Here is a 26,104-nt window from a genome sequence, read left to right on the forward strand (position 1 = left end):
TTGCGCGGCCGCTCAGGGTGCAAACAACGCCTGCTCCATGTTCGCCAGCTTGATCTGGGTTTCCTCATACTCATCGGCGGGGCAGGAGCCCGCCACGATCCCGCAGCCGGCGAACAAATGACAATGGTGTGCGGTCAGCAACGCCGAGCGCAGGGCAACCAGGAAATCGCCATTGCCCTGTGCGTCCAGCCAGCCTACGGGTGCCGCGTACCAGCCTCGATCGAAGCCTTCCTGGCAACGGATAAAACTCAGGGCGCTGGCTTTTGGCAAGCCTGCAACAGCCGGGGTAGGGTGCAACGCCTGGGCGCCATCGAGCAGGCTGCAGCCGTCTTTAAGGCGGGCGCTGATTGGCGTGCTCAAATGTTGCACGGTCGGCAGTTTCAGCAGTTGCGGCCGAGGTTGCGCGTGCAATTCGCTGACCAGGCCGTCCAGTCCCTCAACAATGCTGTGCACCACCAACTGGTGCTCGTGTTGCTCCTTGGCTGCTGCTGCTAAGCCGTCACCCAATGCCTGGTCTTCCTCGGCGCTGCACCCGCGACGTGCCGTGCCCGCCAGAGCGTGGGTGGTCAATTGGCCGGCCTGGCAACTGAGCAGCCGCTCCGGTGTGGCGCCCATAAAGCACGCGCTGCCACGGTGCAGCGCAAACAAGTGCGATTGACTGCGCCGCTCAAGCAGCCGGCGCATCACTGCACCGCTGTCGAGCGCGCTGTCGAGTTGATACTCGATATGGCGGGCGAGCACCACTTTGCTCAGGTCGTCGTGGTGGATGGCGTGCAGGGCGTTGTCGACCTTGGCTTGCCACTCCACGGCCGGCAGCGCCGTACGTTCGATCACGCTGGGCGTGGCGACCGCTGAGCGTGGAGTGTCGAGCAGCCGTGCATAGTCGGCAAGGCTGGCCTGCACCAATGCGAGTGGGTCGCTGTCGGGCCCTACCACGCGCTGGCAACGTAGCCAGCGACCGTGGCGGTCCTCGCTGGCCAACCAGTGCGCAAGGTGGAAACTGGCGTCGGCAAACGCGGCCCAATGCGGCGCGCCAGGCTGCTGCGTATCGAAACGCATCCCGCCCATCAGCAAGGGCGAATGGGGGCCGTCGATCACCGCATCGGCGCACAGTGCCGACCATTGACGGTCGACTTCGGCCATACGCTGCGGGCCTGTGACCTCGATTTGCCAGGCACTGCCGAGTCCGAACAGCATCAGGTGCGGTGAATGGGCACACCAGAAGAAACCCTGCCGGTGGGTTTCGTACAACGCAAAGGGGTCGAGTGTGGGCGTGGCAAACGCTGTAACCGCGACCACCGGCCGCTGATACTGCTGCGCGCGCTGCTGGGCTGTCTGGAACACCTTCAGCAACTGCGCGGCGTTTATGGCGCTGTGCATGGCAGGGCCTCCTTGGGGCAGGCGTAGCGTTGCAGCAACTGCTCGATGACCGCGCGCGGCTGTTGCTTGAGGTAAAAGTGATCGCCCTGGAACACGCGGATATCCGGGCAGTGGTGGGTCAGGTCGGTCCAGGCGCAGGCCTGGTCAAGGCTGACCTCGCGGTCATCGCTGCCCAACAGCACATCAATCGGCGCCGCCAGGCGTTCGAGGTGTGTGGGGCGCCAGGTTTCGATGGCCTGGTAGTCGCTGCGCAAGGTCGGCAGGAACAGCGCACGCAACTGCGGGTTGGCCCACAGGCCCGCCGCTTCGGCGTCCTGGCGCAGGATGTCGGCGATCAGCGTCGCATCATCCTCGCGGTGCAACGCACTCGGCGGTTGCCGGTGCGGCGGCGGGTGGGCGGAGACAAACACGTGGGCGGCGCCTGCCCCCACGTTTTGCAAGCGTGCGCCAACCGCATAGGCGAGCGCCGCGCCCAGGCTATGGCCGAACAGCAGTAAGGGCTGGGCGGGCAGCGCCAGCAATGCCTGGCTGATGTGCTCGGCCAGCGTGTCCAGGCAGGTGATAGCCGCCTCGTTGAAGCGCTCTTCACGCCCCGGGTATTGCACCGCCAGCAGGTCGATATCCCCCGGCAGATGGGCCAGCCACGGGCGAAAAAAGCTCGCACTGCCGCCGGCATGGGGCAGGCACACCAGGCGCGCGCGTGGCTGCTCGCCTTCACGCAGTACACGCAGCCACGCAGAGTTGGCCGCGTTCATAGCGCCAGTACCTGTTCGGCCAGGGCCTTGCGGTTGACTTTGCCCAGGCGCGTCAGCGGAAACGCCGACAACACCTGCAAGCGGTCCGGCAACTTGTAGGCGGCCAGCCCGCGCTCGCGCAGCCAGGCGTTGATTGAACCCAGGTCGACACGTTCACCCTGGGCCAGCACGCAGGCGCAACTGCGCTCACCCAACAGCTCATCCGGCAACGCCACCAATGCCACATCGCGGATCAGCGGATGGCCGAGCAACAGGTTCTCGATTTCTTCCACCGGAATCTTTTCGCCGCCCCGGTTGATCACATCCTTGCTGCGCCCCTCGACAATCAGATGGCCCTCGGGCAGGCGCCGCACCAGGTCGCCGCTGCGATAAAAACCGTCGGCGGTAAACGCGCGCTGGTTGTGTTCGGCGGCGTTGTAGTAGCCGCGAATGGTATAGGGGCCGCGCACCAGTAATTCACCGACGGCGCCGGGCGCCACCGGCACATCATCGGCGTCGACGATGCGGATCTCGTCAGCGGCGGTCAGCGGCAGGCCCTGGGTTTCAAAGATATGTGCCTGCGAATCCTCCTGTGCGGTAAAACACAGCAACCCTTCCGCCATGCCGTACACCTGTTGCAGCCCGCAGCCCAAGGTCGGGCGGATGCGTGCAGCAATCTCGGCCTTGAGCCGCGCGCCACCGACTTGCAGCCATTGCAGGCTGCTCAAGTTATTGTCGGACCACTGCGCGACTTCCAGCCACAGCATCACCAGCGGCGGGATCAGGGCGGTGTGGGTGATGCGTTCACCCTCGATCAACGCGAAGGCGGTATCCGGGCTCGGTTCCGGAGCGAGCACCAGGGTCGCGCCGACGCTGAATACGCCGAGTGCGCCGGGCGAGGCCAGCGGGAAGTTATGCGCCACCGGCAGCGCCGCAAGGTAACGGGTGTGGCGATCAAAACCGCAGGCACGGGCCGCCAGGCGCGCATTGCAGGCATAGTCGTCGTGGGTGCGCGGGATCAACTTGGGCAGGCCGGTGGTGCCGCCGGACAACAGCAGCACGGCAACTTCGCGCGAATCCGGCGCCGGCAGTTCACGGGGCGCGGCGTTGCATTCCGCCAACGCTACGAACTCTTCGGCAGCGCCCACCACCCACACCTGTTGCAGGCTTGGCACTTGCAAGCGCAGGGTGCGCGCCAGTGGCCGGTAATCGAAGCCCAGGTGCTGGTCGACCGTCACGTAAGCCACGGCCTCGCTCAGGTGTGCCAGGTGCGCCAGTTCATGTTCACGGTGGGCCGGCAGCGCGAACACCGGGATAACCCCAAGGCGCAGCAACGCGAAGGTCAGGCTGAAGAATTCGGCGATATTCGGCAACTGCACCAGTACGCGCTGGCCGGCGACCAGCCCGCGCTCGGCGAGCCCGGCGGCCAGGCAGTCGGCATGCTGGTCGAGTTCGGCGTAACTCCAGCGCCGCTGGCCATCTACCAGCGCTTCGCGGTCGGGCGTGCGTTGCGCCTGCTGGCGCAGCACTTCACCCAGCGGTATGCCTTGCCAATAGCCTTGTTCGCGGTAGCGACGGATAAAGTCCGCAGGCCAGTCAGTGCATCCATCAAGCATGGCGATCTCCTTTTGCAGTCGGGCCGCCCAGCAACTGGGCGCCGTGCAGGTTCAGCGGGTGCGCCAGGCCGGTGATGTGCACCGCCTGAACGCCGGTGTGCGTGGCCGGTTGCAGGCGCAGCAGCGGGTCATCGCCGGCCAGCAGGTTGAGGGCAGTTTGATCGGCCGGGTTTACCCCCAGCACAATCGCCGCCAACCCTGTGGCGCCGTTGGGGTGAACCTGCTGGGCCGGGTGCTGGGCAGGCGTATAGGGCGTGACCAGAAAGGGCAGGCGGTCATGGCGCGGGTAGACGAAGCGAAAGCGTGTATGGCTGCCGTCCGCGCAAGTGCGCCGCCAATTCACCGCACGGCCCATGGCCACGCCACAGGCCGCCAGGCCCTTCAGGCGCGGCGCCAGGATGGCGTCGTCGCAGAGCAGCGCCAGGTCGCAAAAGCCTTCCCCCTGGGCGGCCCAGCGCAACATGCGGCGCCCGGCGCCACGGCCGGCCAGGCAGTCGATGGGCCACTTGAACAGCCAGGCGTGGCGCGGGGTTGTGAGCAGTTCGATGATCGGCCCGTGGCTGAACCAAATATGCGCATGCTGGGCGCGGGCTTCGGCGGTAGCGTAGGTGACCTCGAAACCGGCAGCGCGAAAGTTCGCTACCGCCTGGTGCAGGTCGCGGACCCACAGCAGCACATGGCTGCAACTGGACGTCGGTTGGGCAGTGTTCAAAACGGCAAGGCTCCCAGCAATTGGGCGGTGTCATCCCCGCCCGGCGGTTGTACGGCGTCGGCGCAGGCGTGCAGGGCTTTAAGTGACAACGCACGCGGAATCGGCGGTTCGATCAACTCGGGCATGCCGATCAGGCTGTTCATCTCACGCCACGCCATCGACACTTCGGTGGCCCATACGCCGCTGTGCAGGCGCCGCGCCGGTTCCTCGATGTCGCGGCACAGGGCATCCAGCGCGACACTCACCGCATCGGGCCAGACCTGGTTGAACACCTGGTGATAGCTCCCGGGTATCTGCGGGTCGAGCACCACCATGGTCGGCGTGGCCAGCCGTTCACTGCCGGGGCCGGCCATGATCAGTCGGTCGCTGCTGTCGCGGGGCGCGTGCAGGCGCGGGTTCCAGAGCACCGGGCCATGGGTGTCGCACAGGCTCAGCACGCCGGCTTCACAGCCGACTTCAAGGCGATGCAGCAAAAATGAGTGGTTGTCCGGGTCCTGTGGGTGCACCTGGTTTTGCACGCGCAAGCTGATGGGCACGCCATTGAAGCTGGCGCTGAGCCGCGTGAACGGTTGCGCGCCAAGGTTGGCGGCCGGCGCCGCAAACGCCCACGGCCGCAAGCCGCCGGCCAGGCGCCCGAGGATGTCCAGCAGCGGGTAGGCGACTTGGCTGTTGCAGGTGGCTTCGATATACGCCAGCCCCTGTTGCTCACGCAGGTAGGCGGCCACCGCCAGGAAGCGCCGGATCGCGAGGATATTCGGGTACAGGGTATTCACCGCATAGGCGCTGTTGCCCTGACGTGCCGCCTGCATGCACGCGGCGATTTCGCGGTGGTGTACCGGGTGTTCCTGCAGCACGTGAATACCACGGCGCAACAGTTGCTGGGCCAGCTCGCTGCCCGCGCCACCGGTGGCGCCGGAGCGTACCACCACGCAGGCGATATCGACGTTATCGGGCACCTGCTCGACCGCCGCGTACAACGGCACGCCATAGTGATCGGCGCAGGCCTGGGAGTAGGCATTGCCGCGCGCCAGGATGCCCACCAGTTCATAACGATCAGCCGCGCGCGCCAACGCTTGCAGGTAGATGCGGCCAAACGCGGTGCCGGCGACGATCACGCGCTTGCGCGTCGAGGCGCGGCTCATGACCAGGTCACCGGCAGGCAGTGGGCGCCGCGAAAGAACGTCGCGGTCTTCCACTGCACCTCGCCACAGCGTTCAAGTCCCGGCAGGCGCTCCACCAGCGCCTGCAACGCCTCTTGCAACTCCACGCGCGCCAGGGCCGAGCCGATGCAGTGATGCAAGCCATGGCCGAAACCGAAATGCCCGCTGGCATCGCGTTGCAGGTCGAGGGTCTGCGGCTGGGCAAACCGCGCCGGGTCGTGGTTGGCGGCACCAATCGAGGCGAATACCGCCTCGCCCTGGCGCACCAGGGTGTCGCCGACCTGAATATCTTCCAGCGCGTAGTGCACGAACATCGCCGCCGACGCCAGCGGGATATAGCGCAGCAGTTCTTCCACCGCCTGCGGCACCTGTTCGGGGTGCGCTTTGAGCTGTTGCCACTGCGCAGGGTTGTCGAGCAGCACCTGGATGAAGTTGGGGATCTGCGAGGCGCTGCCCTCGTAGCCAGCCACCAGAATCGCAATGCACAACAGCAACAGTTGTTCTTCGCTCAGGTACTCGCCCTGGTCATCGGCTGCGGTCAGCGCGGTCATGAAATCGTCGCGCGGTTCGCGGCGGCGCTCGGCGACCAAACCCTTGATATACGCGGCCAGCTCGCCCAAGTGACGTTGGGTCAGGGCGGCGTCTTCGGCGCGGGTGGAGAGCAGCGAATCGTTCCACAGCTTGAAGCGCTCGCGGTCTTGCAGCGGCACGCCGAGCAGTTCGCAGATCAACGCCAGGGGCAGCGGCAATGCATAGTCATTGACCAGGTCGGCGGGCGGCCCGGCGGCTAGCATGCGGTCGATCAACTGGTGGGCGTATTCACGTGCATGCGGGCGCAGCGCTTCCACGCGACGGCGGGTAAAGGCCTGGGCGGCGCGCGAGCGAATTCGCGTGAGTTGCGGCGGGTCCATCATCACGATGCCACCGGCCAGGCGCGGGAAGGCGCGCGGCGCGTCGTCGCGGCGAAACGCCTCACTGCGACTGAAACGCCGATCACCGAGCACCAGCCGCACATCGTCGTAACGCGTGGCGAGCCAGGCGGGTGCGCCGATGGGCATCTGAATGCGCAACAGCCCCGGCGCTTGTTGGGCATGGCGATACGGTTCGGCCAGTTCCAGGTCGGTGAAGGCATTAAAAGGGTAGGCCAGCGGGGTCATGGCAAGTCCTTGGCAGTCAGCGGGTCGGGCAAACGGTCGAGCAGTTCAAGCTGCAGATCGGGGTGTTCCAGGTGGGCGGCCAATGCCGCACGGCTCAGGCGTTGTGTGGGTACCTGGGCGACAAATACGCGGTGGCCCAGGCTCGCCAACGGGTGGTTGGCAGCCGGCAGGCTGCGGTTGCCCTGGAACCCGGCGCGGGCCAGCGCGGCTTGCCACTGGTCAAGGTCCAGGAAAGTGGCGCTGCTCAGTTGGCGTTCGTCGCTGGCCTGGTTAAGCATGAAAGCCTGGGACGCCATCACCCAGAACTCTTCGCGGGTCGGCTCGCTGAAGACCAGCCAGCCACCCGGTTTAAGCAAGGCGAGCAGGTTGGCCAGGGAGCGCTCGGTGTCGCGGGCGGCATTCAGCACGCCGCCGGCCACAATCAAGTCCCAGCATTGGCTTGGATAACCCTGTGGCAGGCCCGGCAAATCGATGTCGAACACGCCGTGGCGCACCCAGGGCCAGGCGTGCAGGCGCTCAGCGGCCTGTGCGCTGAAATAACGCGAGACGTCGGTACACAGGTAGTCCACTGCGAAAGGCTTGAGCGCCGGTAACACCGCCTGGGTGGTGGAGCCGGTGCCGGCCCCCACTTCAAGCACGCGCAGCGGCGCATCCGTGGCCTGGCGTGCCGCCCAGGCGCCGATCCAGTCGGCCACGGCGCGGTGCTGGTACTGCGCCGCCAGACTTTCGCGGTACAACGCCGCCGCGCGTTCGGTGCGCCCCTCGGGGAACAGCACATGCACGGCCGCGCACTCACCGCGCATCAGCGCCAGCAGCTGGCTGGCATTGTCGCGGGCGTAATCCAGGGTGGCGCTGCCTCCCGTGTTGCGCGCCCATGCCAGGCTCAATGAATTCCATAGGGCCTCCAGGGCGGCGTCGCTCCACGCGCTGGCGTCAAGCGTGGGTTGCAAGCGGTCAGCGTCACGGCGCAGCAAGCCTTGGGCTTGCAACACCTCCAGCCAGCGCGTGATCAAGGGCCGATGGCCGGGTGCGATACCGGCATTGGCCAGGCTGTGGGCGAGATCCTTGAGCGGCACGGGCAACAGACCGCACTGTGCCAGGCCGTTGAGCATCGACAACAGGGCGGCATGCCCGAGTTGCTGATTGAGGCGCACGGCTTCGGCCAGTTGCTCGGCGCAAAAGACCTCGTTGAGTGCGGCTTCGGTTGCATCCAGATGATCGTCGACCGGTGTGGTGTCACACGGCTGCGGCACGGCAAATAACGTGCGCCCGTGCAGCGCCACGGCAGTTACCTGTGGATGAGCGAGGACGCGCTCGCGCCAGCGTTGCTGATCAAGCTTGAGGCTGGCGAGGTCGCGCCATTGGCCCTGCACCTGGGTAAAGCCCTGAACGCTGCAGTTCAGTTGGGCGGCTGCACGCTCCACCAACTGCCAGTCGCCAGGCTCGGCGCTGACCAACAGCAGCTGTTGCAGGTGGCTGAGGTCACTCAAGCCCAGCCCGGGGAAATCCAGCAGACGCGCCAACTGCTCGCTGCTCATCAGCACCACGGCGGGGCGCTGGCGTTCGAGTACGGCCAGCAGGCGCGCGGGGGCCAACTGCTGGGCACCGAGGTCGGTGAACGCCGGCAACTGCCACGGCGCTGGTGCGGCGGGCAGGTCGATCAACAGGGTGTCGACGTTCATCGTGTCACTCCTGTGGCGTGGAACAGGCGTTGGCCGGCAGCGGCCAGCGGGTCGTTTTCGGCGGGCCAGACCTCGAGCAACTGCAACCCCTGCGCCTGCAGGGCCAGGCGCCAACTCTCGGGCGACATAAAGGCTTCATCGGTGCTGCGCTCGGGTGCTGAGGCGGGTGGCGACAGCAGCAAGTGCATAAAGGTCAGCATCGCCGGGTTGTCGGCGATGGATTCACTGAACAACAAGGTGCCGCCGTCGCGCAGGCTGGCGCGGATTTGCCCGAGGCTGTAGGGCACATTGCGGGCGTTGTGCAGCACGTTACCGGCCACCACCAGGTCGAGGCTGACAGGCTCGATGCCTTGGGCGCTGAACCCACGGTCCAGGTCGAGCTGCGCACACTGCATGCCCGGCTCCAGGCGAAACTGACGGTGTGCTGCGCCGGTAAACAGGGCGCTGATGTCGGTAAAGCGGTAGGTCTTTTCCCGCGCGTGCAGGGCTTCAAGCACCGCGCGCGTGGTGCAACCGGCGCCGCCGCCCAGCTCCAGCACGTGCAGCCCATCGCCGCCGGCCACCACCTCGCGTGCACGGTCGGCCAAGGCCCGGTTGATGGCTGTGGTGAAGTGGTTGTGCTGGTAGGCGCCGAGCACGCTGACCGGATCGCCACCCAACACCAGCAGGTGCGTGAGGTTGATGTGGTCGCGCAGCAATTCCGGCAGGCATTCGATGACCTGGGTATGCAGACGCGCCATGCTGGCCGGGAAACCCAGTGCGGCGTAGAGCGGCGGCAGATCCTCCAGTGGCGCCTGTGGTGGCGTGGCTTGCCAGGCGAAGGTTGCGTTGTCGTCGCTCACCAGCCCGGCACGCGTCAATGCGGCCAGCCAGCGCCGCACGATCCAGGCATGACGTGGCGCCGTGCCCAGTGCCTGATTGACCTGCGCGGCGTTGCGCGCGGCTTGCAATGGCAAGGCGTCGGTGTGCAGCAGCAATTGGGCCATCACGCCCAGGCTCAAATGTTCCAGTGCCTTGAGGGCGGTATTCATAGGCAACCTTCTTGGGCAACGAGCAAGTGCTCGAGTGGGTCATGCAGCAGGTTCAGTGCACGGATCGCTCCGGTGCGTTGCAAGCGTTCAAGGCTGGCGGCTGGCGGCAATACCTGGGCGGCATCATGGCAACCGGCGCGGATCTCGCCTTCCACCACGCTGGCCACCGTGGCCGCCGCCATCGCGCCGGTGAGTGCCGCATTGCCGACGCCGCTGACCACCAGGCTGCGGGTTCGGGGCTGGTCTTGGTACAGGCCGTCGAGTTGCAGCAGTAGTGTCACGAACGGGGCCTGGCCGCTGAGGTCCAGCAGGCTGGCGGCGCAGAGCCGCTGTACCGCTTCGGCGCGGGGCAGGGCGTGGGCCTGGTCGAGGGCTTTGAGCACGTGGCCGTCGGTGATCACGTTGAACCATTGCCCGCGCTCCAGCTGCAGATCCATGGCCAGGGCTTCGCCTTCCAGATTCAGATAGGGCAGCAGGTGGACCTGGCCTGGGAAACACGGCAGCAGCACCTCCCGGCGCCGGCGCAGCGCCTTGCTGCAACGGCCATTGCGCCAGGCCGCAAGGGGCTCGCTGCTGCCGTCCATTGCGCCTTGCAGGAAGTCATCGGCGGCCACGTCGGTAAATTGGTCGCGCAGGCCGAAGTAGCTGGTCAGCTCGTGCACCTGGGTAAACGCATGCGCGGCCAGCCAGCGTGGCAGCAGGCCAGTGAGGCCCGGTTGCAGTCCGGCGCCAAGCACCGCACAACGGCCGCGCCACTGCGTCGGGTCGAGGCGCCGGTCGCCAGCGGAATCGACGTAATGGCTGTCGGCGCGCAAGGCGGCTTGGGCCGCCAGGTCTTTCAAGCGCCAGGCAGGCCCGGCGCAGTTGAGCACGACGTCGCAACCCCGCACGAACGCGGCCAGGGAGGCGGCGTCGGTAACGTCCACCGGTGCCCACTGCAAGCGCGCCTGCGGCCATTGCTGTTGCAGCAACGCCAGGCAACGTGCGCCGTTATTCGGGTTGCGCCCACCCAGGCGCAGCGTGTCCATGCCAAGGCTCAAGAGGGCCTGGGCGCTGGCCAGGCCGACGTCGCCACTGGCGCCCAAAATCGCGATCAGCATGCTTGCACCTGCGCGTTCAAGCGCCAGCCACCGGCGCGCTGGCGGTCATGCCAGAACCCGGCGTAGCGTCCCTGGCGGGCGAGCAGCTCGGTGTGGGTGCCCGACTCCACCAGGCGGCCTTCATCCAGCACCAGGATCTGGTCGGCGGCCATGATGGTGGGCAAGCGATGGGCGATCACCAGCACCGTCGAGCTTTGCATCAGGCGGTGAATCGCGGCCTGCACAAAGGCTTCGTTCTGTGGGTCGAGCGCGGCGGTGGCTTCATCCAGCAGTACGATGGGCGCACGCTTGAGCAAGGCCCTGGCCAGCGATACGCGCTGGCGTTCGCCCCCGGACAACGCCGCGCCGCCTTCGCCCACGGGCGTGTTCCAGCCTTGGGGCAGGCGCGCGACAATTTCATCGACACCCGCCAGGCGCGCCGCTTCGGCCACCTCACGCTCACTGGCGTCCGGGCTGCCCACGCGGATGTTGGCTTGCAGGCTGTCATCGAACAGGTACACGTCCTGCATCACCAGCGACAGCTGCGCCATCAGCGCCGCGTTGGACAGCTCGCGCACATCCACGCCGCCGACCTTGACACGCCCTTCGCTGGCATCGAAAAAACGCATCAGCAGGCGCGTCACCGTGGTTTTGCCCGAGCCCGAGGCGCCGACAATCGCCGTCATTGAGTGGGCCGGCGCCTTGAACGACACGTCGCGCAGTACCGTCGGCCCGCTGGCGTAGGCGAAGCTCACGTGTTCAAAGGCGAGGCTGCCCGGCGCGGACAACGGTTGGCTCACAGCCGGTTCCGGTAACGGTGGCTCGCGCAGGATGCTCACCAACTGATCGAGGTCGTTGCCGGCCATGCGCAACAAGCCGCTGCGCGCTGCGGCTTCCGCCAGCGGCCCGACAAAACGTGCCGCCAGGGCGAGCAGGGCGACCAACTGGATTGCGTCGATCTCGCCGTGGGCAGCCAGGGCAATGCCCACGCCCACCAGCAATGCGAACGCCAGCTGTACGGTCAAGCCACCGGCCAGCAACTTGGGGAAGGTTTGCGCCAGCATCGAGCCGCCCGCGTGTTTCTGCGCCAGGTTGGCGGCCTGTAACGGCGCGTAGCCGTCCTGGGTGCGACCAAAGGCGCGCAGCACCTGCTGGTAGCGAGCGAACTCGACCACGCGGTTACCCGCCAATGTGGCGGCGGCTTCGACGCGTGCGTCATTGGCGCCGATGGCGTTGGCCGACCAGTGATGGGTGAAGTAGATCAGCGGCGCGCACAGCACAGCCGTCAGGCCCAGGCGCCAGTCGAACACGAACAGCGTCAGCGCGACCGTGGCGGGCACCACCACGCCGGACACCACCGGGCCAAGGTAATGCGCAAACAGCCCGGTAACCATTAAGGTGCCGCTGGTGGCGCTGCGCGACAGGCGCCCGACCTTTTCCGAGTTGAACCAGCCCAAGGGCAGGCTGACCAGGTGTTGGCCGAGGCGGTCGTGCAAGGTGGTGAGCACCCGCAGTGCCAGGGCAAAACCCTGCATGGCCTGTTGGTAGTGGGCGATGCAGGTCAGCACCACCATGGCGGCCAGCGCGCCAAGCCAGGTAATGGCCCGGTGCAGGTCACCGGCAAACAGCGCCTGCAGGATCGGCACCAGCAAGGCCACGGCCAGGCCTTGCAGCACGGCACTGGTGACCAGCCACGCGAGGTAACGGTACAGGCGCGCGGCGTGCGCCGGGCCCAGCAGGGTGACAAGGCTGCGGATCACAGGGACATCTCCAGGTCGGGGGTGGTGGTCTCGGTACTCGCGCGCCACAGCCGGGCATAGGCGCCGTTGGCCTGCAGCAGTTGTGCGTGGCTGCCGCTCTCGAGCACGCGGCCCTGGTCGAGCACGACGATCTGGTCGGCGCCGCTGATGCTCGCCAGGCGGTGCGCAATCACCAGCACCGTGCGGCCGCGGGCCAGGGCGGACAGGGCGTCCTGGATCAATGCTTCGGATTCGGGGTCGGCGTGGGAGGTGGCTTCATCGAGGATCAGCACCGGCGTGTCGGCCAGCAACGTGCGGGCGATGGACAGGCGTTGCGCTTCGCCGCCGGAGAACATGGCGTCCTCGCCAATCACCGACGCATAGCCACGCGGCAGCGCCTGGATACGCGCGTGGATCTGCGCGGCGCGTGCCGCCGCTTCGACGTCCGCATCGCTGGCATCGGGGCGGCCCAAACGCAGGTTGGCGGCGACAGTGCCATGCACCAGTTGGGCGTCCTGCAACACAAAGCCGACCTGCTGGTACAGCTGGCGCGGGTCGATCTCGCGCACATCGGCACCGCCCACGCAGACCCGGCCCGCCTTCACGTCGTGAAAGCGCGGCACCAGTTTGGCCAGGGTCGATTTACCTGCGCCGGAAGCACCGACCAACGCCGTGACGCTGCCGGCCGGGCAATACAGGTCGACGCCATCGAGAATGAGGTGCTCGGCGTCGTAGCCGAAGCACACCCGTTCAAAGCGGATATCACTGCCTTGGGGCTGCACGCACACCTTGGGCGTGGGCAGTTCCTCGACGTCGAGCAGCGCCTCGATACGAGCGGCGGCCGCCAGGGCGGTGCGCTGTGCGGTGAGGCTCTGGTTGATCACCAGCAACGACTGCGGAATCACCACGGCCACCAGGGTTTCGGCGAACAATTGCAAAGGCGTGATCCAGCCCTGCGCCAGTAACCAACTGCCAACGCCCAGGCTCACCAGCAGGATCACCGGCACACTTAAGGCCATCGACGAAAACGCTTCCAGGCGCAGCAGCGGCCGCACCCATCCGGCGTATTGCTGGCTGAACTGGTTGACCGCCTGCTGATAGCTGCGATGGGCCTGGCCCACTTGCCCGAACGCCTTGACCACGGCAATGCCATGCACAAACTCGACAATCGCCGCGCTCACCCGAGTCATGCTCTTGTCCAGCAACTGCATTTTGGCGCCGAAGCCGCGCATCATCAGGCTGTAGGCCACGGCGTAAATCGGCAGGGTCAGCACCGCCAGCAGCGCCAGGCGCCAGTTCAACGTGGCCAGCCACACCAGCCCGGCGAGGGGCGTGACGATGGCGGCGGTGAGTTCCACCGCATGGTGGGCGATCAGGTGATGCAGGTCTTCGAGGTCGTCCTGCACCACTTTGCGCACCGCACCCGAGGTGGTGTCGGTGTACCAGCCCAGTGGCACGCGCCCCAGTTTGCGCACCATGGCTTCACGCAAACTCGATTGCAGGCGATGGTCGGCCAGGTGGGTGAGCCACAAGGCGGCGCCGCTGGCCATCCAGCCCAGGCTCAGGGCGACCACCACCAGCGCCGCCCACAGCCACAAGGTGTGGCTGTGGGCGTTGCCGGCGAGCAGCAGGCGGCCCAGTTCGGTGAGGCCGATAAAGGGCACCAGGTTGACCAGCGCGCCGACGGCGGCAAACACCACGCCGAGGCGAATCAAGCGGTTGACCGGGCGTTTAAGGGTATCCAGGGCGGTGGTCATGAGTTTTTCCGTAGGGCCTCAAGCAGGTGCGCGGTGACGGTGTGCACGTGGGGTGGTTCGATCACGCTGAAGTGGTTGCCCGGCACGTCGATCAAGTCGAACTTGCCCAGGCACGCGTCTTCCCAGAACGGCGCCGCCAGGTGGCCGACACCGCCGGTGATGCCGAACGACTGCTGCTCCAGGCAACGCAGGTAGGTCATGTTGCCGAGGAACGGCGGTGGGTCGAACCGGGCGGCGCGCATGCTGTGGCGACACACCCGGAACAACGTCGGCACCAGTTCGGGGCCGATTGGCACCCCGGCCTGGCCCGACGCCAGGCGCGCGTACTCGGCCAGGCGTTCCTCCTGGCTGCGCGCCGTCTGCTGCTGCACGGCCAGCGCCAAGGCTTCCAGGCCCGGATCGCCGCTGAGGGCAGCCATGGCGCCGGCCGGCACTCGGCGGTTGTCACGGGCCATCAGCAGGTCGATGGCGCGGTACACGTCGTAGTCTTCGATGTGCGCGCCGAACACGGTTTTGACCGGGTCCAGGTTCAGGTTGGGCACGAAGATCGCCTCGTAGGCCAGCTCTTCGTCGGTGTCGATAAACATCGGGATGCTGTCGATCAGGCTCAGGTCCACCACCTCCATGCCGCGCTCGAGCAAGCGCCGGGCGACTTCGGTGGCGAGCAACCCGCCGAGGCAATAGCCGATCAGTTGGAAGCGTTGATGGCCGTCGGCGATCAAGCGTTCGGCGTAGTCCTGGGCCACGCTTTCGATCAGGCGCTTGGGTTCCAGCGCCAGGTACTGTGCGGTGTCGGCCACCGCAAAACCGATCACCGGCCCGGCCTGTTGCGCCGCCAGTGAACGGCCCAGGTGCTGGAAGTAGTCGAGGGTGCCGAGGGCGGCATGGAACATCACTCGCACCGGGCCGTCTTCACCACCGCCGAATGGCACCACCAGCGCATTGCTGGTGGATGAGCGCTGCGCCTCACCGGGAGTGGCAGCGGTGGCCTGCGCGGTTTCGCCGTGGTTAAGCAAGCGCGCCAGGGCGGCGACATTCGGCTCGTTAAGCATCTGGCGCAGCAGCGTGTCGTAACTCAAGCGCTGGGCCTGGGGCAGTTGCTCACGCAACAGGCCAGCCACGCGCGCAAGGATCAGCGAGTCGGCGCCTTTTTCGTAGAAGCTGTCATCGACGCCGATCTGCGCCAAGCCCAGGGCCTCGGCCCATACCCGGCAGAGTTCGGCAGTCAGCGGGTCGCTGGGCGCGTGTTGCTCGCTGGCAGCCTGGGCATCGGCGGCAGGGCGCCAGTTGGCGAGGGTCTTGCGGTCGACCTTGCCATTGGCGGTCAGTGGTAAACGGTCCAGCACTTGCAGGTGCGCCGGCAGCATGTAGTCCGGCAGGCGCTGTGCCAGGGCGCGGCGCAGGTTGTCGACACTCAGGCGTTGCAAGCCGGCCTTGAAGCGTGCGGCAAACACCTGCATGCCCAAGGCGGCCAGTGGGTGATCGGCAGGCGGCAGGGTCGGCAGGCTTTCAGCGCCAAACGCCTTGATCCGCGCCAGCCAGGTGTCGGCGCTGCGCAAGCCGCTGCGGCCGTGATCGTGGTCGCCGTGGCTGGGCGTCATCATGAAACCCTGGGTCAGCAGGATCGGCGGCCACTCGCCGGTGGGTTCGCTGAACACCAGCCAGCCGCCGGGGCTGAGCAATTCGCTGATCTGGCTGAGGGCGGTGTCGATGTCCTTGACGCTGTTGAGCATGCCTGCGCACAGCACAATATCGACGCTGTTGCTGGCCAGGCCTTGGGGCCGGATGTCCTGGTCAATGTCCAGCACGCCGTAGCGCACCCAGGCGTGGTCGGCAAAGCGCTGCTTGGCCGCCGGCAGGAAAAACGCGGTCATGTCGGTGAACAGGTAGTCGACTTCCAGGCCATCGAGCAAGCTGATCACCGGTGCGCTGGTGGCACCGGTGCCCGCGCCGATTTCGAGGATGCGCAACGGGCCCTCACCGTTATGGTGGGTGGCCAGGCGGTTAATCAGCGCGGCGACGCTGTGGTTGTTGTAGCGCGAAACGGCGTCGCCGCCGTAGAGCTGCAAGGCCAGGTCCTGCTGGCCCTGGGGGAACAGCAGGTCGAAGGGGTTGACCTCGCCACGCAGCAGTTGAGGCAATTGCCATACATGGTTGAGTTGGTAGTCGAACAGGGCCTGGCTGCACAGCCCAGCGGCCACGGCTTGCTCCACCCGGCCCCAGGCCAGCGCCGGGTCGGGGGCGTCGTGCAACAGGCGATAACCGCCGTGCTGGTGCGCCAGCAAGCCGGCTTCGCACAACGCGCCCAACCAGCGACGCACCAGCCAATGGTGGCGCGGTTCAACCTGCAAGGCTTGCAGGACAGTGGCGGCATCCGGCTCGGCTGATTCAGTGCTGAACAGCTTGGCCTTGCGCATCACGTCAAGCATCGAACTGAGCGCAGCGGCACTGAGATCGGCCTGGTAATCGCGTACCTGTTGGGCGTCAAAGCTGCCAACCTGGCTGTCGGCGTAACGGTTGACCGCCGTCAGCAACGGCGCGCCGGGCAAGGGCTCCGGCGCGACGGGGGCGGCGGTGACGAAAGCCAGCAGGTCACCGCTGAGCAGGCTCACGGCACTGTCCACGCCCGGCGTATCGAGCAGCGCGGCCTCGACTTCGCCCAGTTCCACGCGGTGCCCACGGATCTTGACCTGGCCGTCTTCACGGCCCAGAAACTCCAGCTCGCCGCCGGGCAGGTAGCGGCCACGGTCGCCGGTGCGGTACAGGCGCTGGCCGTCGTGCGGGTGGGCAAAGAACCGTGCCTGGCTGAGCGCCGAGTCGCCGAGGTAACCCTGGGCCAGGCCGACGCCGGTGATGTAGAGGTCACCCGGCACCCAGGTCGGTGCATCGCGCCAGTGGCTGTCGAGCACGCGAAAACCCTGGTTGGCCAAGGGCAGGCCATAGGGAATGCTGCGCCACGCCGGGTCAATCGTGCCGATGGTGTGCAGGTTGGACCAGATCGAGGCTTCGGTGGCGCCGCCGAGCGCCACCAGGGCCAGGTCGGGCAACAGCGCTTTGAGCTGTGGCGGCAGGTTCAGCGCGATCCAGTCACCCGACAACAACGCCAGGCGCAAGCTGTGCAGCGGGCGTGGCTCGGCGTGCAGGTAATGGGCCAGCATGTGCAGTTGCGCGGGGACTGAGTTCCACACGCTGACTTGATGGCGTTGTATCAGTTCGGCCCAGTGCGATGGGTCGGCGCCACGCGCCGGGTCGGGCAATACCAGGGTGGCGCCGACGGCGAGCGGGCCGAACAGGTCATACACCGACAAATCGAAACTGAGCTGCGCCAGGCCTAATACGCGATCGTCGGCAGTCAGCGCAAAACGCCGGTTGATGTCTTGCACGGTGTTGAGGGCTGCGCGATGGCTGATCATCACGCCTTTGGGCTCACCGGTGGAACCGGAGGTGTAGATCACGTAAGCGAGGTCGTCGGCGCTGCCGTCCACGGCCTGGAAGTCGGGCGAGGCGGGCGCCAGTTGATCCACGGCATGCCATTGCAACCCATCCGGCAGGGGCGTGTGAGGCAGGCCTTGGGACTGGCCCAGCACATACCGCACCTTGGCGCTGTGCAGCACGCGGTCGCGGCGCACCGCCGGCGCGTGGCTGTCGAGCGGCAGGTAGGCGGCGCCGGCGAGCAACACGCCGTAGGCCGCCACCACTTGGTCGAGGCCCTTGGGCATCAGGATCGCCACCGGTTCCTGGGCACGGCAACCTGCCGCGCGCAGGGCCGAGGCCACCGCCAGGGCACGTTCGGCCAGGGCGGCATAGGTCAGGCTGGCGTGGGCGTCGATCACCGCCAGGGCTTGCGGGCGCTCCCAGGCCATGGCCAGCAGGTGGTCGTGCAAGCGGCCGGTGGGCAGCGGCGCGGCGGTGGCATTCGCCGCCAGGCGTTCACGTTGCTGCCAGGCGGGCAACGGCACCTGCATCGGCTGGTCCCACGCCGCCGGGTCGTGGGCGAGCACATGCAGCTCGGCCAGGAAGGCGCGTTGCATGTCTTCAACCAAGCCCTCGGGGAAAACGCCTTGGCGCACGTCCCAATGAATATGCAAGCCGTGCAGGTCATCCATTACCTGGCAGTCGAGGGTCACTTGCGGGGTTTGGGTGATGCCGTGGCCAACCCGGCGCTCGCTGGCCGCCGAGGGCGCCAGCGCCAGGCCGATGGCGCTGGTGAACACCACCGGCATGGCGGCGGCTTCACGCCCGCGACGGCGACCGATTTCACGCATCACCTGAATACCGGAAAACAACCGATGCTCCAGGTCGCTGAACAGCTGGCTGCCCAATTGCTTGGCCTGGGTGGTGAAGTCCTGGCCTTGTGGGTCAGTGACGTGCAGCAGGCTGACCGAGGTAAAGTCACCCACCAGTTGGTCCACCTGCGGGTGCAGCGGCAGACGGTTGAGCAGCGTCAGGTTGAGGCTGAAGGCCGGTTGCTGGCTCCAGCGTTGCAGCACACCGACATAGGCGCCGAGCACGACGATGGAGGGCGTCAGGCCGCGTGTGCTGGCGGCGGTTTTCAGCGCGGCCCATTGCGATGGGTCGAGCCGGGCCGAGTGCCGCTGAAAACGTGGCACCTGGGTGTCTTCGCCGCTCAAGGGCGCAGGTAATTGCGGGGCGGCGGGCAGTTCGTCCACCCGTGCCAGCCAGTAGTCGCGGTCGCGTTGGTAGCGGCTGCCCTCAAGCAACCCGCGTTCGGCCAGCAGGTAGTCACGGAAGCTGATCGTCAGGGGCGGCAACTCGGTGTGCGGGGCGTGGAGTAATTGTTCCAGCTCATTGAACAGCAACTGCGCGCTGGCCCAATCGGCGATCAGTGAGTCCATGGAAAAGTGCAGGGTATCGCCGCTGTCGCTGCGGCTCAGGCGCAGTTCGAACAGCGGCCATTGCTCGGTGGGGTAGAGCTTCTGCTCCATGACCTGGCGGATCTGTTGTACGCCTTGTTGCAGCTGTTCGCGGTTGGCGCCGCGCAGATCGGCGACGGCCACCTTGTAGTGGCCGACCTCGGCGAGTACGCGCTGTGAGCCTTCGCTGGCGATCACGGCACGGAGCATGTCGTGGCGGGCGATCAGTTGGTTCCAGGCCTGTTCCACCTGCTGCGGGTCGAGTGTCGGCCAGCTCAGTTCGAGGTAGCCATGGCAGGCGACATTGCCGTAGCCGAAGGAGGATTGGCGGCCCAGCAGATAGGCATTCTGTACATCGGTCAGCGGGAAGGGCGCGTGCCGCTGGGCCGGGTCGGCCACCACCAATGGCCGCTCCTGCGCCTGCAGTAATTGCAGGATCTGCTGCTTGTGTTCGCGCAGTTGCGCCAGGCGCTCGGCATCCAGCAGGCCCTGAGGCGCGCGGAATTTCAATTGACCGTCCTGGGGCCAGAGTTCGACGCCCAGGGACTGGAGTTCGCTTAACAGTTTAGCGGCGGGCATGGGCAGGGCTCCTGGAAAAAAATCGGTTTGCGCGGGCATCACACGACACCCTCTTCAACGGCATGTGGGCTGGGCTGGCGCTCGAGGGTCTGGGCCACTTCCATCAAGCTGGCGGCGCCGAACAGTTGGCCCATGGGCAGGTCCAGGCCCAGGCGGGTGCGCAGCAGTTCGAGAAAACGCGTGGCCAGCAGGCTGTCGCCGCCGAGGCGGAAAAAATTGTCGTGGCGCGCTACGTTCGGCACGTTGAGCAGTTGCTGCCAAAGCTCGGCAATCAACTGTTCGCTGTGGCTCAGGGGTTGCTCGTCCACGGCGGGGCGTGACTGGGCGGCGGCGGCCAGGGGCGCCAGCAACGCACGGCGGTCGACCTTGCCGTTGCTGCTCAGCGGCAATTGCGCCAGCACCAGGATCTGTTCCGGGCGCATATACGCCGGTAGGCAGTCTTCCAAGTGCTGCGCGAGCACGTCGGCGCAGGTGCTGGCGGTCACGGCGGCCATCAGGCGGTTATCCGCGACCAGCGCTACGGCTTGGTTTACGCAAGGATGGCGGGCGAGGGCGGCTTCGATTTCGCCCAGCTCGATACGATGGCCATGGACTTTGACCTGGCTGTCCGCGCGGCCGAGAAACTCCAGCAGGCCGCCGGGTCGATAACGGCCAAGGTCGCCGGTGCGGTACCAGCCATTCACAAAGCGCTCGGCATTCAACTGCGGCGCATGCCGGTAGCCGCGTGCGACACCGGCGCCGCCGATCCACAGTTCCCCGGTGACCCAGTCCGGGCAGTCACGGCCCAGGGCATCCACCACCCGATACGCCTGGTTGGCCAGCGGCACGCCATAGGGAATCGAACGCCAGCCCGGCAGCGGCTTTTGCACCTCGAAGTGGTTTGACCAGATCGCCGCTTCGGTGGCGCCACCCAGGGCGATAAAGCGACACCCCGGCGCCTGCTGTTGCAGGCGCTGCGGCAAGTCGAGGCCAATCCAGTCGCCCGACAACAATGCGACCTTCAGCGCCAGCGGCTGGCGGTCATGGGCGTTGGCGGCCAGTAGCATGTCGAGCAGCGCCGGCACGCTGTTCCACAGGGTTACGCGATGCTGTTGCAGCGCCTTGAGCCAGGCCCGCGCATCGCGGCGCTGGTCTTCCTCGATCAGCACCAGCGCGCCACCGGCAGAGAGCAAGCCGAACAGGTCGTACACCGACAGGTCGAAGTCCAGCGCCGACAAGGCCAGCAGGCGGTCCGTCGCGTCAACGGCGTAGCAACGGTTGATCTCGGCCACGGTATTCATCGCCGCACGGTGGGTCGTTTCCACGCCCTTGGGCTGGCCGGTGGAACCGGAGGTGTAGATCACGTAAGCGAGCGCTCCGGCGTCAACCGCACGGGGCGCGGGCAGTGGCGCGGCTTGCAGGGCGCTAGACGGCGAGAGATGTTGCACGCCGGGCAGTTGCGGGTCGTGCTCGGCCAGCATCAGCGTCACGCCGGCCTGTTGCAGGATGCGCTGGCAACGCTGTAACGGCTGGTCGACACCCACCGGCAGGTACGCCGCGCCTGCGGCCAGAACCCCCAGCACACTGGCAATCTGTTGCGGCCCCTTGGCCAGCGACACCGCCACCAGGTCGCCGGGCATGACCCCCGCGTCCACCAGGCTGCGGGCAATGCGCAACGCCCGCTCGGCCAGTTCGCCATAGCTCAGTGTGGCGTGTTCGCCCCACAACAGCGCCGGGCGTTGCGGGGCCTGGCGTGCGTGCTGGAAAAAGCCCTGATGCAGGCTCGGATCGCCCGCCACGCTATGGCCTGGCGCGTTGAGCCGGGCACGCTGTTGCGCCTGGGCCACCGGCAGCAAGTCGGGTGGGGCGCTGTCCCAAGTGTGTTCGGCCAGCCAATTGAGGCTGTGCAGGTAGGCCTCGAACATGGCTTCGATGAGGCCTTCAGGAAACAACCCGACCACCCGGTCCCAGTTCAGGGCGATACCGCCTTCGGCTTCCACAACCTGGTGGTCGAGCCAGACTTGCGGCGTCTGCGTGAGGCCGAAGACCTGATGCGCGAACGGCCCATCGGCCGGCGCGGCAGTGCCATCGGGCACCCCCAGCGCACTGGTGAACACCACGGGCATGCTCACCTGTTGCGCGCCAGTGCTGCGTGCCAATTGGCGCAGCAGGCTGACCGAGCCGATGCAGCGATGGTCCAACGCTTCGCCCAGGCTGTGCTGGGTGCGCCGCGCACGCTCAAGCCAGCGTTCACCTGGCAGTGGTGCATAGCCGAGCAAGGTCAGTGAGGTGAAGTCGCCCATCACCTGATCGATCTGTGGGTGCAACGGGCGGCGGTCGAACAAGGTCAGGTTGAGGCTCAGGTCGGGCCGCGCGCTCCAGCGCCCAAGGGTTTCGGCGAAGGCACAGAGCAGCACCGCTGAGGCGGTCAGCCCGTGTTGTTGGGCCTTGGCCAGGATCGCCTGCCAGGCCTGGGCGTCAATCTTTCCGGCCAGACGCTCGAAGCGTGGCCGGCCCAGGCTGGCGGGGTCGGCGGCGAGAGGCAGTTGCGGGTGCGGCGGCAACTGGGGCAGGCGTTGCTGCCAGAAGTCTTGAGCGGCCTGCAGCTCCTCGGGTGCAGGCGCGGCTTGCAGCTGATAGTCGCGAAACGACAGCGTCAGGGGCGCCAGTGTCAGCTCCGGTGAGCGGTATAGCGCGTCGAGTTCGGCGTAGAAACGCAGGATACTCAGCGCGTCCACAATCAGGTTGTCCAGGCTGATGGCCAGCCGCGAGTGGCGGCCGTGGGTCATCACCTGCACGTCGAACAGCGGCCACTGGCCGGGATCGAACACCCGATGGGCGCAGTGTTCGCGCAGGTCTTCGAGGCTGGCGTGGCCTTGGCCAATGGCAAACGCCGGCACCTGTTGCAGGATGCGCGTCTGGCCCGATTGGTCGAACACCGCACGCAGCATGTCGTGGCGCTCGATCAGGCGCGTCAATGCCTGTTGCAGGCGTGGCAGGTCGAGGTCTTCGACGTCGTATTCACGATAGAAGTGGCAGCTCACACCGCCCAGCACCAGGCTCGGGTCGCGGCCCAGCCAGTAGGCCTGCTGCACCTCGGTCATGGGAAAGGGCGCGTGACGCTGGGCCGGGTCCGGCACGATGGCCTGGAGGGGTTCGGCCTGGGCCTGTTGCTGCAAGCCTGCGCAAAAGTGCGCGAGCACCGGCTTGGCGAATACCTGGGCGATGCGCGCACCGCTGATGCCTTGTTCGGCCAGCAGGCGCACCAGGCGCGTGGCGCTCAGGGAGTCGCCGCCGAGGGCAAAGAAGCTGTGTTCACGGCTGACCTCACCACAGCCGAGCACTTGCTGCCAGGCGTGCGCCACGTGCTGCTCGATGGCGCCGCAGGGTGGTGACAGTTCGCGCAGTGCAGGCGTGCCGTGAGTGCTCAGCCAAGCCTTGAGTGTGTGGCGATCGACCTTGCCGTTGGCGGTCAAGGGCAACTGCGCGCAGCCGAGGATCAGCGCCGGGATCATGTAGGCCGGCAGGCTTTCGGCCAGGCCCGGCAGTTCAACCGGCGAGGGTTGCGCAGGGCCGTCAGCCAGGCGCACCACGGCGGCCAATTGCTGACCGGCCAGCAGCGCCACCGCCTGTTCAACCCCTGGGCAGGCCAACAAGGCGTTTTCGACTTCGCCGGCTTCAATGCGATAGCCTCGCAGCTTGAGCTGGAAGTCGCTGCGCCCCAGGAACTCGACATTCGCGTCAGGGTGGTAGCGCGCACTGTCGCCGGTGCGGTACCAGCGCAGGCCTTGGTAATCGACAAAACGTTCGGCGCTGCGCACAGGGTCAGCGCGATAGCCTTGGGCTACGCCGTTGCCGCCGATCCACAGTTCACCCGCAACCCAGTCCGGGCAGTCATGGCCGTGCTGATCGACAATGCGCAGCTGCACGTTATCCAGCGGTGTGCCGTAAGGCAGGCAATGCCAATCCAGCGACTGGCCGGGCAGCACCTCGAACAGGGTCGAGTGGATCGCGGTTTCGGTGGCGCCACCCAGCGCCATAAAGCGGCAGCCGGGCGCCTGGGCCCACAGGCGGGGTGCCAGGTCCGGCGCGACTTTGTCACCGCCCAGCAACACCGCGCGCAAGGGCAGATGGGCGTTCGCCGGGGCGCTGCCGAGCAGCATGTCGAGCAGCGCCGGCACGCAATTGAGCAGCGTGGCACGGTGCTGCAAGGCCAGCTCACGCCAGCGCGCGGCGTCACGTTGCGCGTGCGGTTCAATGACGATCACCGCGGCGCCCGTGGACAGTGCGGCAAACAGGTCGAACACCGACAGGTCGAACTCCAGCGCCGACAGCGCGAGGATGCGGTCCTGGTGGTTCAGCTGCAGGCGCCGTTGCAGGTCTTCCAGCGTGTTGGCGGCCGCCAGGTGGCTGATCTCCACGCCTTTGGGTTCGCCGGTGGAGCCGGAGGTGTAGAGGATGTAAGCCAAGTCGTTGATGCTGCCAGGCCGGGGTTCGGCCAGTGCGCTATCAGAGGTAGGCAATGAGTTGAGCAGCAAGCGTGCGCCGGACGACGTGTAGATTTTCTGACAGCGCGCTTCAGGCTGGTCGACACCAATCGGCAAATAAGTGGCACTGCACGCGAGGATACCCAGTACCGCGATCACCTGTTCCGGGCCTTTGGGCAATTGCAGCGCGACCACATCACCGCGTTGCACGCCTTGGCCTTCCAGGTAAGCCGCTACGCGCAGGGCATGCTCGGCCAGTTCGGCGTAAGTGATCACAGCCTGCTCGCCGTGCAGCAGCGCCGGCAGTTCGGGCGTGCGCCGTGCCTGGGCAAAAAATGCTTCGTGCAGGCGTTTGACCGGCAACGGCGCAGGCGTGCCTTGGCTGGCATTGCGCAGCGCAAGCTGGCGGGCCGGGATCAGTGCCGGAGTCGCCTGCTGCCAGGCGGCGGACTCAAAACACAGGCGCTCGAGCAAGCCGGTGTAGGCCTCGAACAAACCATCCAGCACGCCGTCGGCAAACAAACCTTCGCGGGCATCCAGGTTGACCAGAATGCCGCCGTCCAGCTCGGTGACCTGTGCGTCGAGCCACACTTGCGGGCCTTGGGAAATGATCCACGCCGGTTGGCCGAAACTGTCCTGTACGCCCTCGGCGAACAACTCACCCAAGCCCAGGGCGCTGGTGTACACCACTGGCGCCAGCACTTGCTCACCGCGTTGCCGGGACAGCTCGCGCAACACCTCAAGGCCGGAAAACGCACTGTGCGCCGCATCCGTATGGAAGCGCCGTTGCAGGGCCTTGGCACGTGTAGCAAAGCTGCCGGTTACCTGACCGTCCCAGGCCAGCAGGATCGACGAGGTGAAGTCGCCGACCAGGCGCTCCACATCGGCATGCAACGGCATGCGGTTGAACAGTGGCAAGTTGAGCAACAGCTCGGGCGTTTCGCTCCAGGCACCCAGCGCTTCGCAAAACACCGCTGCCAGGGCCATGGCCGGCGTAAGCGCATGCTCGCGGGCGTGGCGGTCAAAGGCTTGGCGCTGCGACGGCGGCAACCAGTGGTGACGGCGCCGCACCTGATGCTCGCCGCCGTTAGCCTTGATCGGCAAGCGTGGGGCCGTGGGCAGTTGGTCGAGGCGCTGCAACCAATATTCACGCGCTTGTTGATGACGCGCACGCTGCTCGGGACCTGCCTGTTCCAGGCGCGCTTGGGCCAGGTAACGGGCAAAGCTGTAGCCCAGCGCCGGCAGGGGCTGCTGGCGATACAGCTGCACCAGGTCACCGAGCAAGGTGCGCAGGCTCAAGGCATCGGCGGCGAGCATGTCGAGGTTCAGGTGCAGGCGGGTGCCGTCGGGCAGCAGCGACAGCTGGATATCCAGCACCTGGCCCTGGTCTACCGCCAATTGACGGTGCGACAGTTCGGCCCGCAAGGCTTCCAGGCGTAACTGCGATTGTTCGGCGCTGGCCTGGCGTAGGTCATGCACCTTGAGCCCTGGCCAGGGGCTGTGGGCGAGGATCTGCTGGCGGCCATCCTCCAGGAATTGCGCCCGTAGCATCGGGTGGCGCGCCAGCAAAGCGCGCACGGCGGCTTCCAACCGGATCGGGTCAACATCGCGGCCATCGAACTCGTTATAGAAGTGCGCAGCCACGCCACCCAACTGTTGGCCGGGGGCGCGGCCGACCCAATAGGCGTGTTGCATCGGCGCCAGCTCAAAGGGTTGCGCGTCTTCGACGCTTGCGCTGAGTGGGGCAGGCATGGGTGGCGCCACATCCAGCAGCACCAGCCAGGCTGACAGGCGCGGGTCGGCCACCAGCTCGGCAAAACGCGCGGCCAGGCCTTGGCGGCGCCATTGGCCGGCGAGGCGAATCAGGGTGACGGAATCCAACCCCCATTCGATCAGGTTGGCGTCCAGGGGAATCTGCTCGGCGGGCAGGCCGAGTGCTTCGGACAGGGACTGGCGCAGCAGTGTTGCGGTTGAGGTGCTGGGAGTGGCCATGGCTCAACGTCTTCTCATCGCTAGGGCCCGGGCCGGGGTTGGCCCAGGCGCTGGGGCAGGCAATTGCATGGGAGAGGATGCTAGTCATTCTCATTTTGGCGACTACCCGGATCGAATCGTTTTAGCCCCGTATCCGTTTGCCGTGA

At 66.7% G+C, this 26,104-nt stretch carries 13 protein-coding genes; all 13 read right to left on the reverse strand.

Annotation, left to right across the window (positions count from 1 at the left end; genetic code table 11):
* Positions 1–12: 12 nt before the first annotated feature.
* Genes K0H48_RS00300 through K0H48_RS00360 form a run of 13 tightly spaced genes read right to left on the reverse strand, consistent with a single transcriptional unit; the run spans position 13 to position 25,958 of the window.
* A complete protein-coding gene (locus K0H48_RS00300; protein WP_257626792.1) occupies positions 13–1,380 on the reverse strand; it encodes an isochorismate synthase in 1,368 nt (455 codons plus the stop codon).
* The gene (locus tag K0H48_RS00305; protein ID WP_219265599.1) at positions 1,365–2,135 is read right to left on the reverse strand and encodes a thioesterase II family protein; all 771 of its coding nucleotides are present in this window, start codon (positions 2,133–2,135) and stop codon (positions 1,365–1,367) included. The genes K0H48_RS00300 and K0H48_RS00305 overlap by 16 nt, the downstream gene beginning before the upstream one ends.
* Positions 2,132–3,730 (reverse strand): (2,3-dihydroxybenzoyl)adenylate synthase, encoded by a 1,599-nt coding sequence (locus K0H48_RS00310; protein WP_219265602.1) that lies wholly within the window; start codon positions 3,728–3,730, stop codon positions 2,132–2,134. The genes K0H48_RS00305 and K0H48_RS00310 overlap by 4 nt, the downstream gene beginning before the upstream one ends.
* A complete protein-coding gene (locus tag K0H48_RS00315) occupies positions 3,723–4,442 on the reverse strand; it encodes a VOC family protein (RefSeq protein ID WP_219265603.1) in 720 nt (239 codons plus the stop codon). The genes K0H48_RS00310 and K0H48_RS00315 overlap by 8 nt, the downstream gene beginning before the upstream one ends.
* Positions 4,439–5,584, reverse strand: a complete 1,146-nt coding sequence (locus tag K0H48_RS00320; protein WP_219265604.1) for a Gfo/Idh/MocA family oxidoreductase — start codon at positions 5,582–5,584, stop codon at positions 4,439–4,441. The genes K0H48_RS00315 and K0H48_RS00320 overlap by 4 nt, the downstream gene beginning before the upstream one ends.
* The gene (locus K0H48_RS00325) at positions 5,581–6,759 is read right to left on the reverse strand and encodes a cytochrome P450 (protein WP_219265606.1); all 1,179 of its coding nucleotides are present in this window, start codon (positions 6,757–6,759) and stop codon (positions 5,581–5,583) included. Before K0H48_RS00325 ends, K0H48_RS00320 begins: the two co-directional genes overlap by 4 nt.
* Positions 6,756–8,441 (reverse strand): class I SAM-dependent methyltransferase, encoded by a 1,686-nt coding sequence (locus tag K0H48_RS00330; protein ID WP_219265611.1) that lies wholly within the window; start codon positions 8,439–8,441, stop codon positions 6,756–6,758. Before K0H48_RS00330 ends, K0H48_RS00325 begins: the two co-directional genes overlap by 4 nt.
* Positions 8,438–9,472, reverse strand: a complete 1,035-nt coding sequence (locus K0H48_RS00335) for a class I SAM-dependent methyltransferase (RefSeq protein WP_219265613.1) — start codon at positions 9,470–9,472, stop codon at positions 8,438–8,440. Before K0H48_RS00335 ends, K0H48_RS00330 begins: the two co-directional genes overlap by 4 nt.
* Positions 9,469–10,572, reverse strand: coding sequence for a saccharopine dehydrogenase NADP-binding domain-containing protein (locus tag K0H48_RS00340; protein ID WP_219265614.1), 1,104 nt, complete (start codon positions 10,570–10,572; stop codon positions 9,469–9,471). The genes K0H48_RS00335 and K0H48_RS00340 overlap by 4 nt, the downstream gene beginning before the upstream one ends.
* Entirely contained in the window at positions 10,566–12,311 is a 1,746-nt protein-coding gene (locus tag K0H48_RS00345) for an ABC transporter ATP-binding protein (RefSeq protein ID WP_219265615.1), read from the reverse strand. Before K0H48_RS00345 ends, K0H48_RS00340 begins: the two co-directional genes overlap by 7 nt.
* On the reverse strand, positions 12,308–14,047 hold the full coding sequence (locus tag K0H48_RS00350) for an ABC transporter ATP-binding protein (RefSeq protein ID WP_219265620.1): 1,740 nt from the start codon (positions 14,045–14,047) through the stop codon (positions 12,308–12,310). The genes K0H48_RS00345 and K0H48_RS00350 overlap by 4 nt, the downstream gene beginning before the upstream one ends.
* Positions 14,044–19,500, reverse strand: a complete 5,457-nt coding sequence (locus K0H48_RS00355) for a non-ribosomal peptide synthetase (RefSeq protein ID WP_219265622.1) — start codon at positions 19,498–19,500, stop codon at positions 14,044–14,046. The genes K0H48_RS00350 and K0H48_RS00355 overlap by 4 nt, the downstream gene beginning before the upstream one ends.
* Before the next feature lie 38 nt (positions 19,501–19,538).
* Positions 19,539–25,958 (reverse strand): non-ribosomal peptide synthetase, encoded by a 6,420-nt coding sequence (locus K0H48_RS00360; RefSeq protein ID WP_219265628.1) that lies wholly within the window; start codon positions 25,956–25,958, stop codon positions 19,539–19,541.
* Positions 25,959–26,104 lie beyond the last annotated feature (146 nt).

The sequence above is a fragment of the Pseudomonas sp. Xaverov 259 genome, assembly GCF_019352915.1.
Taxonomy (GTDB): domain Bacteria; phylum Pseudomonadota; class Gammaproteobacteria; order Pseudomonadales; family Pseudomonadaceae; genus Aquipseudomonas.

Excerpts from the sequence above, each read along its gene's own strand:
- K0H48_RS00300 (WP_257626792.1), bottom strand. The coding sequence starts at position 1,380 with ATGCACAGCGCCATAAACGCCGCGCAGTTGCTGAAGGTGTTCCAGACA.
- K0H48_RS00305 (WP_219265599.1), bottom strand. The coding sequence starts at position 2,135 with ATGAACGCGGCCAACTCTGCGTGGCTGCGTGTACTGCGTGAAGGCGAG.
- K0H48_RS00310 (WP_219265602.1), bottom strand. The coding sequence starts at position 3,730 with ATGCTTGATGGATGCACTGACTGGCCTGCGGACTTTATCCGTCGCTAC.
- K0H48_RS00320 (WP_219265604.1), bottom strand. The coding sequence starts at position 5,584 with ATGAGCCGCGCCTCGACGCGCAAGCGCGTGATCGTCGCCGGCACCGCG.
- K0H48_RS00325 (WP_219265606.1), bottom strand. The coding sequence starts at position 6,759 with ATGACCCCGCTGGCCTACCCTTTTAATGCCTTCACCGACCTGGAACTG.
- K0H48_RS00330 (WP_219265611.1), bottom strand. The coding sequence starts at position 8,441 with ATGAACGTCGACACCCTGTTGATCGACCTGCCCGCCGCACCAGCGCCG.
- K0H48_RS00335 (WP_219265613.1), bottom strand. The coding sequence starts at position 9,472 with ATGAATACCGCCCTCAAGGCACTGGAACATTTGAGCCTGGGCGTGATG.
- K0H48_RS00340 (WP_219265614.1), bottom strand. The coding sequence starts at position 10,572 with ATGCTGATCGCGATTTTGGGCGCCAGTGGCGACGTCGGCCTGGCCAGC.
- K0H48_RS00350 (WP_219265620.1), bottom strand. The coding sequence starts at position 14,047 with ATGACCACCGCCCTGGATACCCTTAAACGCCCGGTCAACCGCTTGATT.
- K0H48_RS00355 (WP_219265622.1), bottom strand. The coding sequence starts at position 19,500 with ATGCCCGCCGCTAAACTGTTAAGCGAACTCCAGTCCCTGGGCGTCGAA.
- K0H48_RS00360 (WP_219265628.1), bottom strand. The coding sequence starts at position 25,958 with ATGGCCACTCCCAGCACCTCAACCGCAACACTGCTGCGCCAGTCCCTG.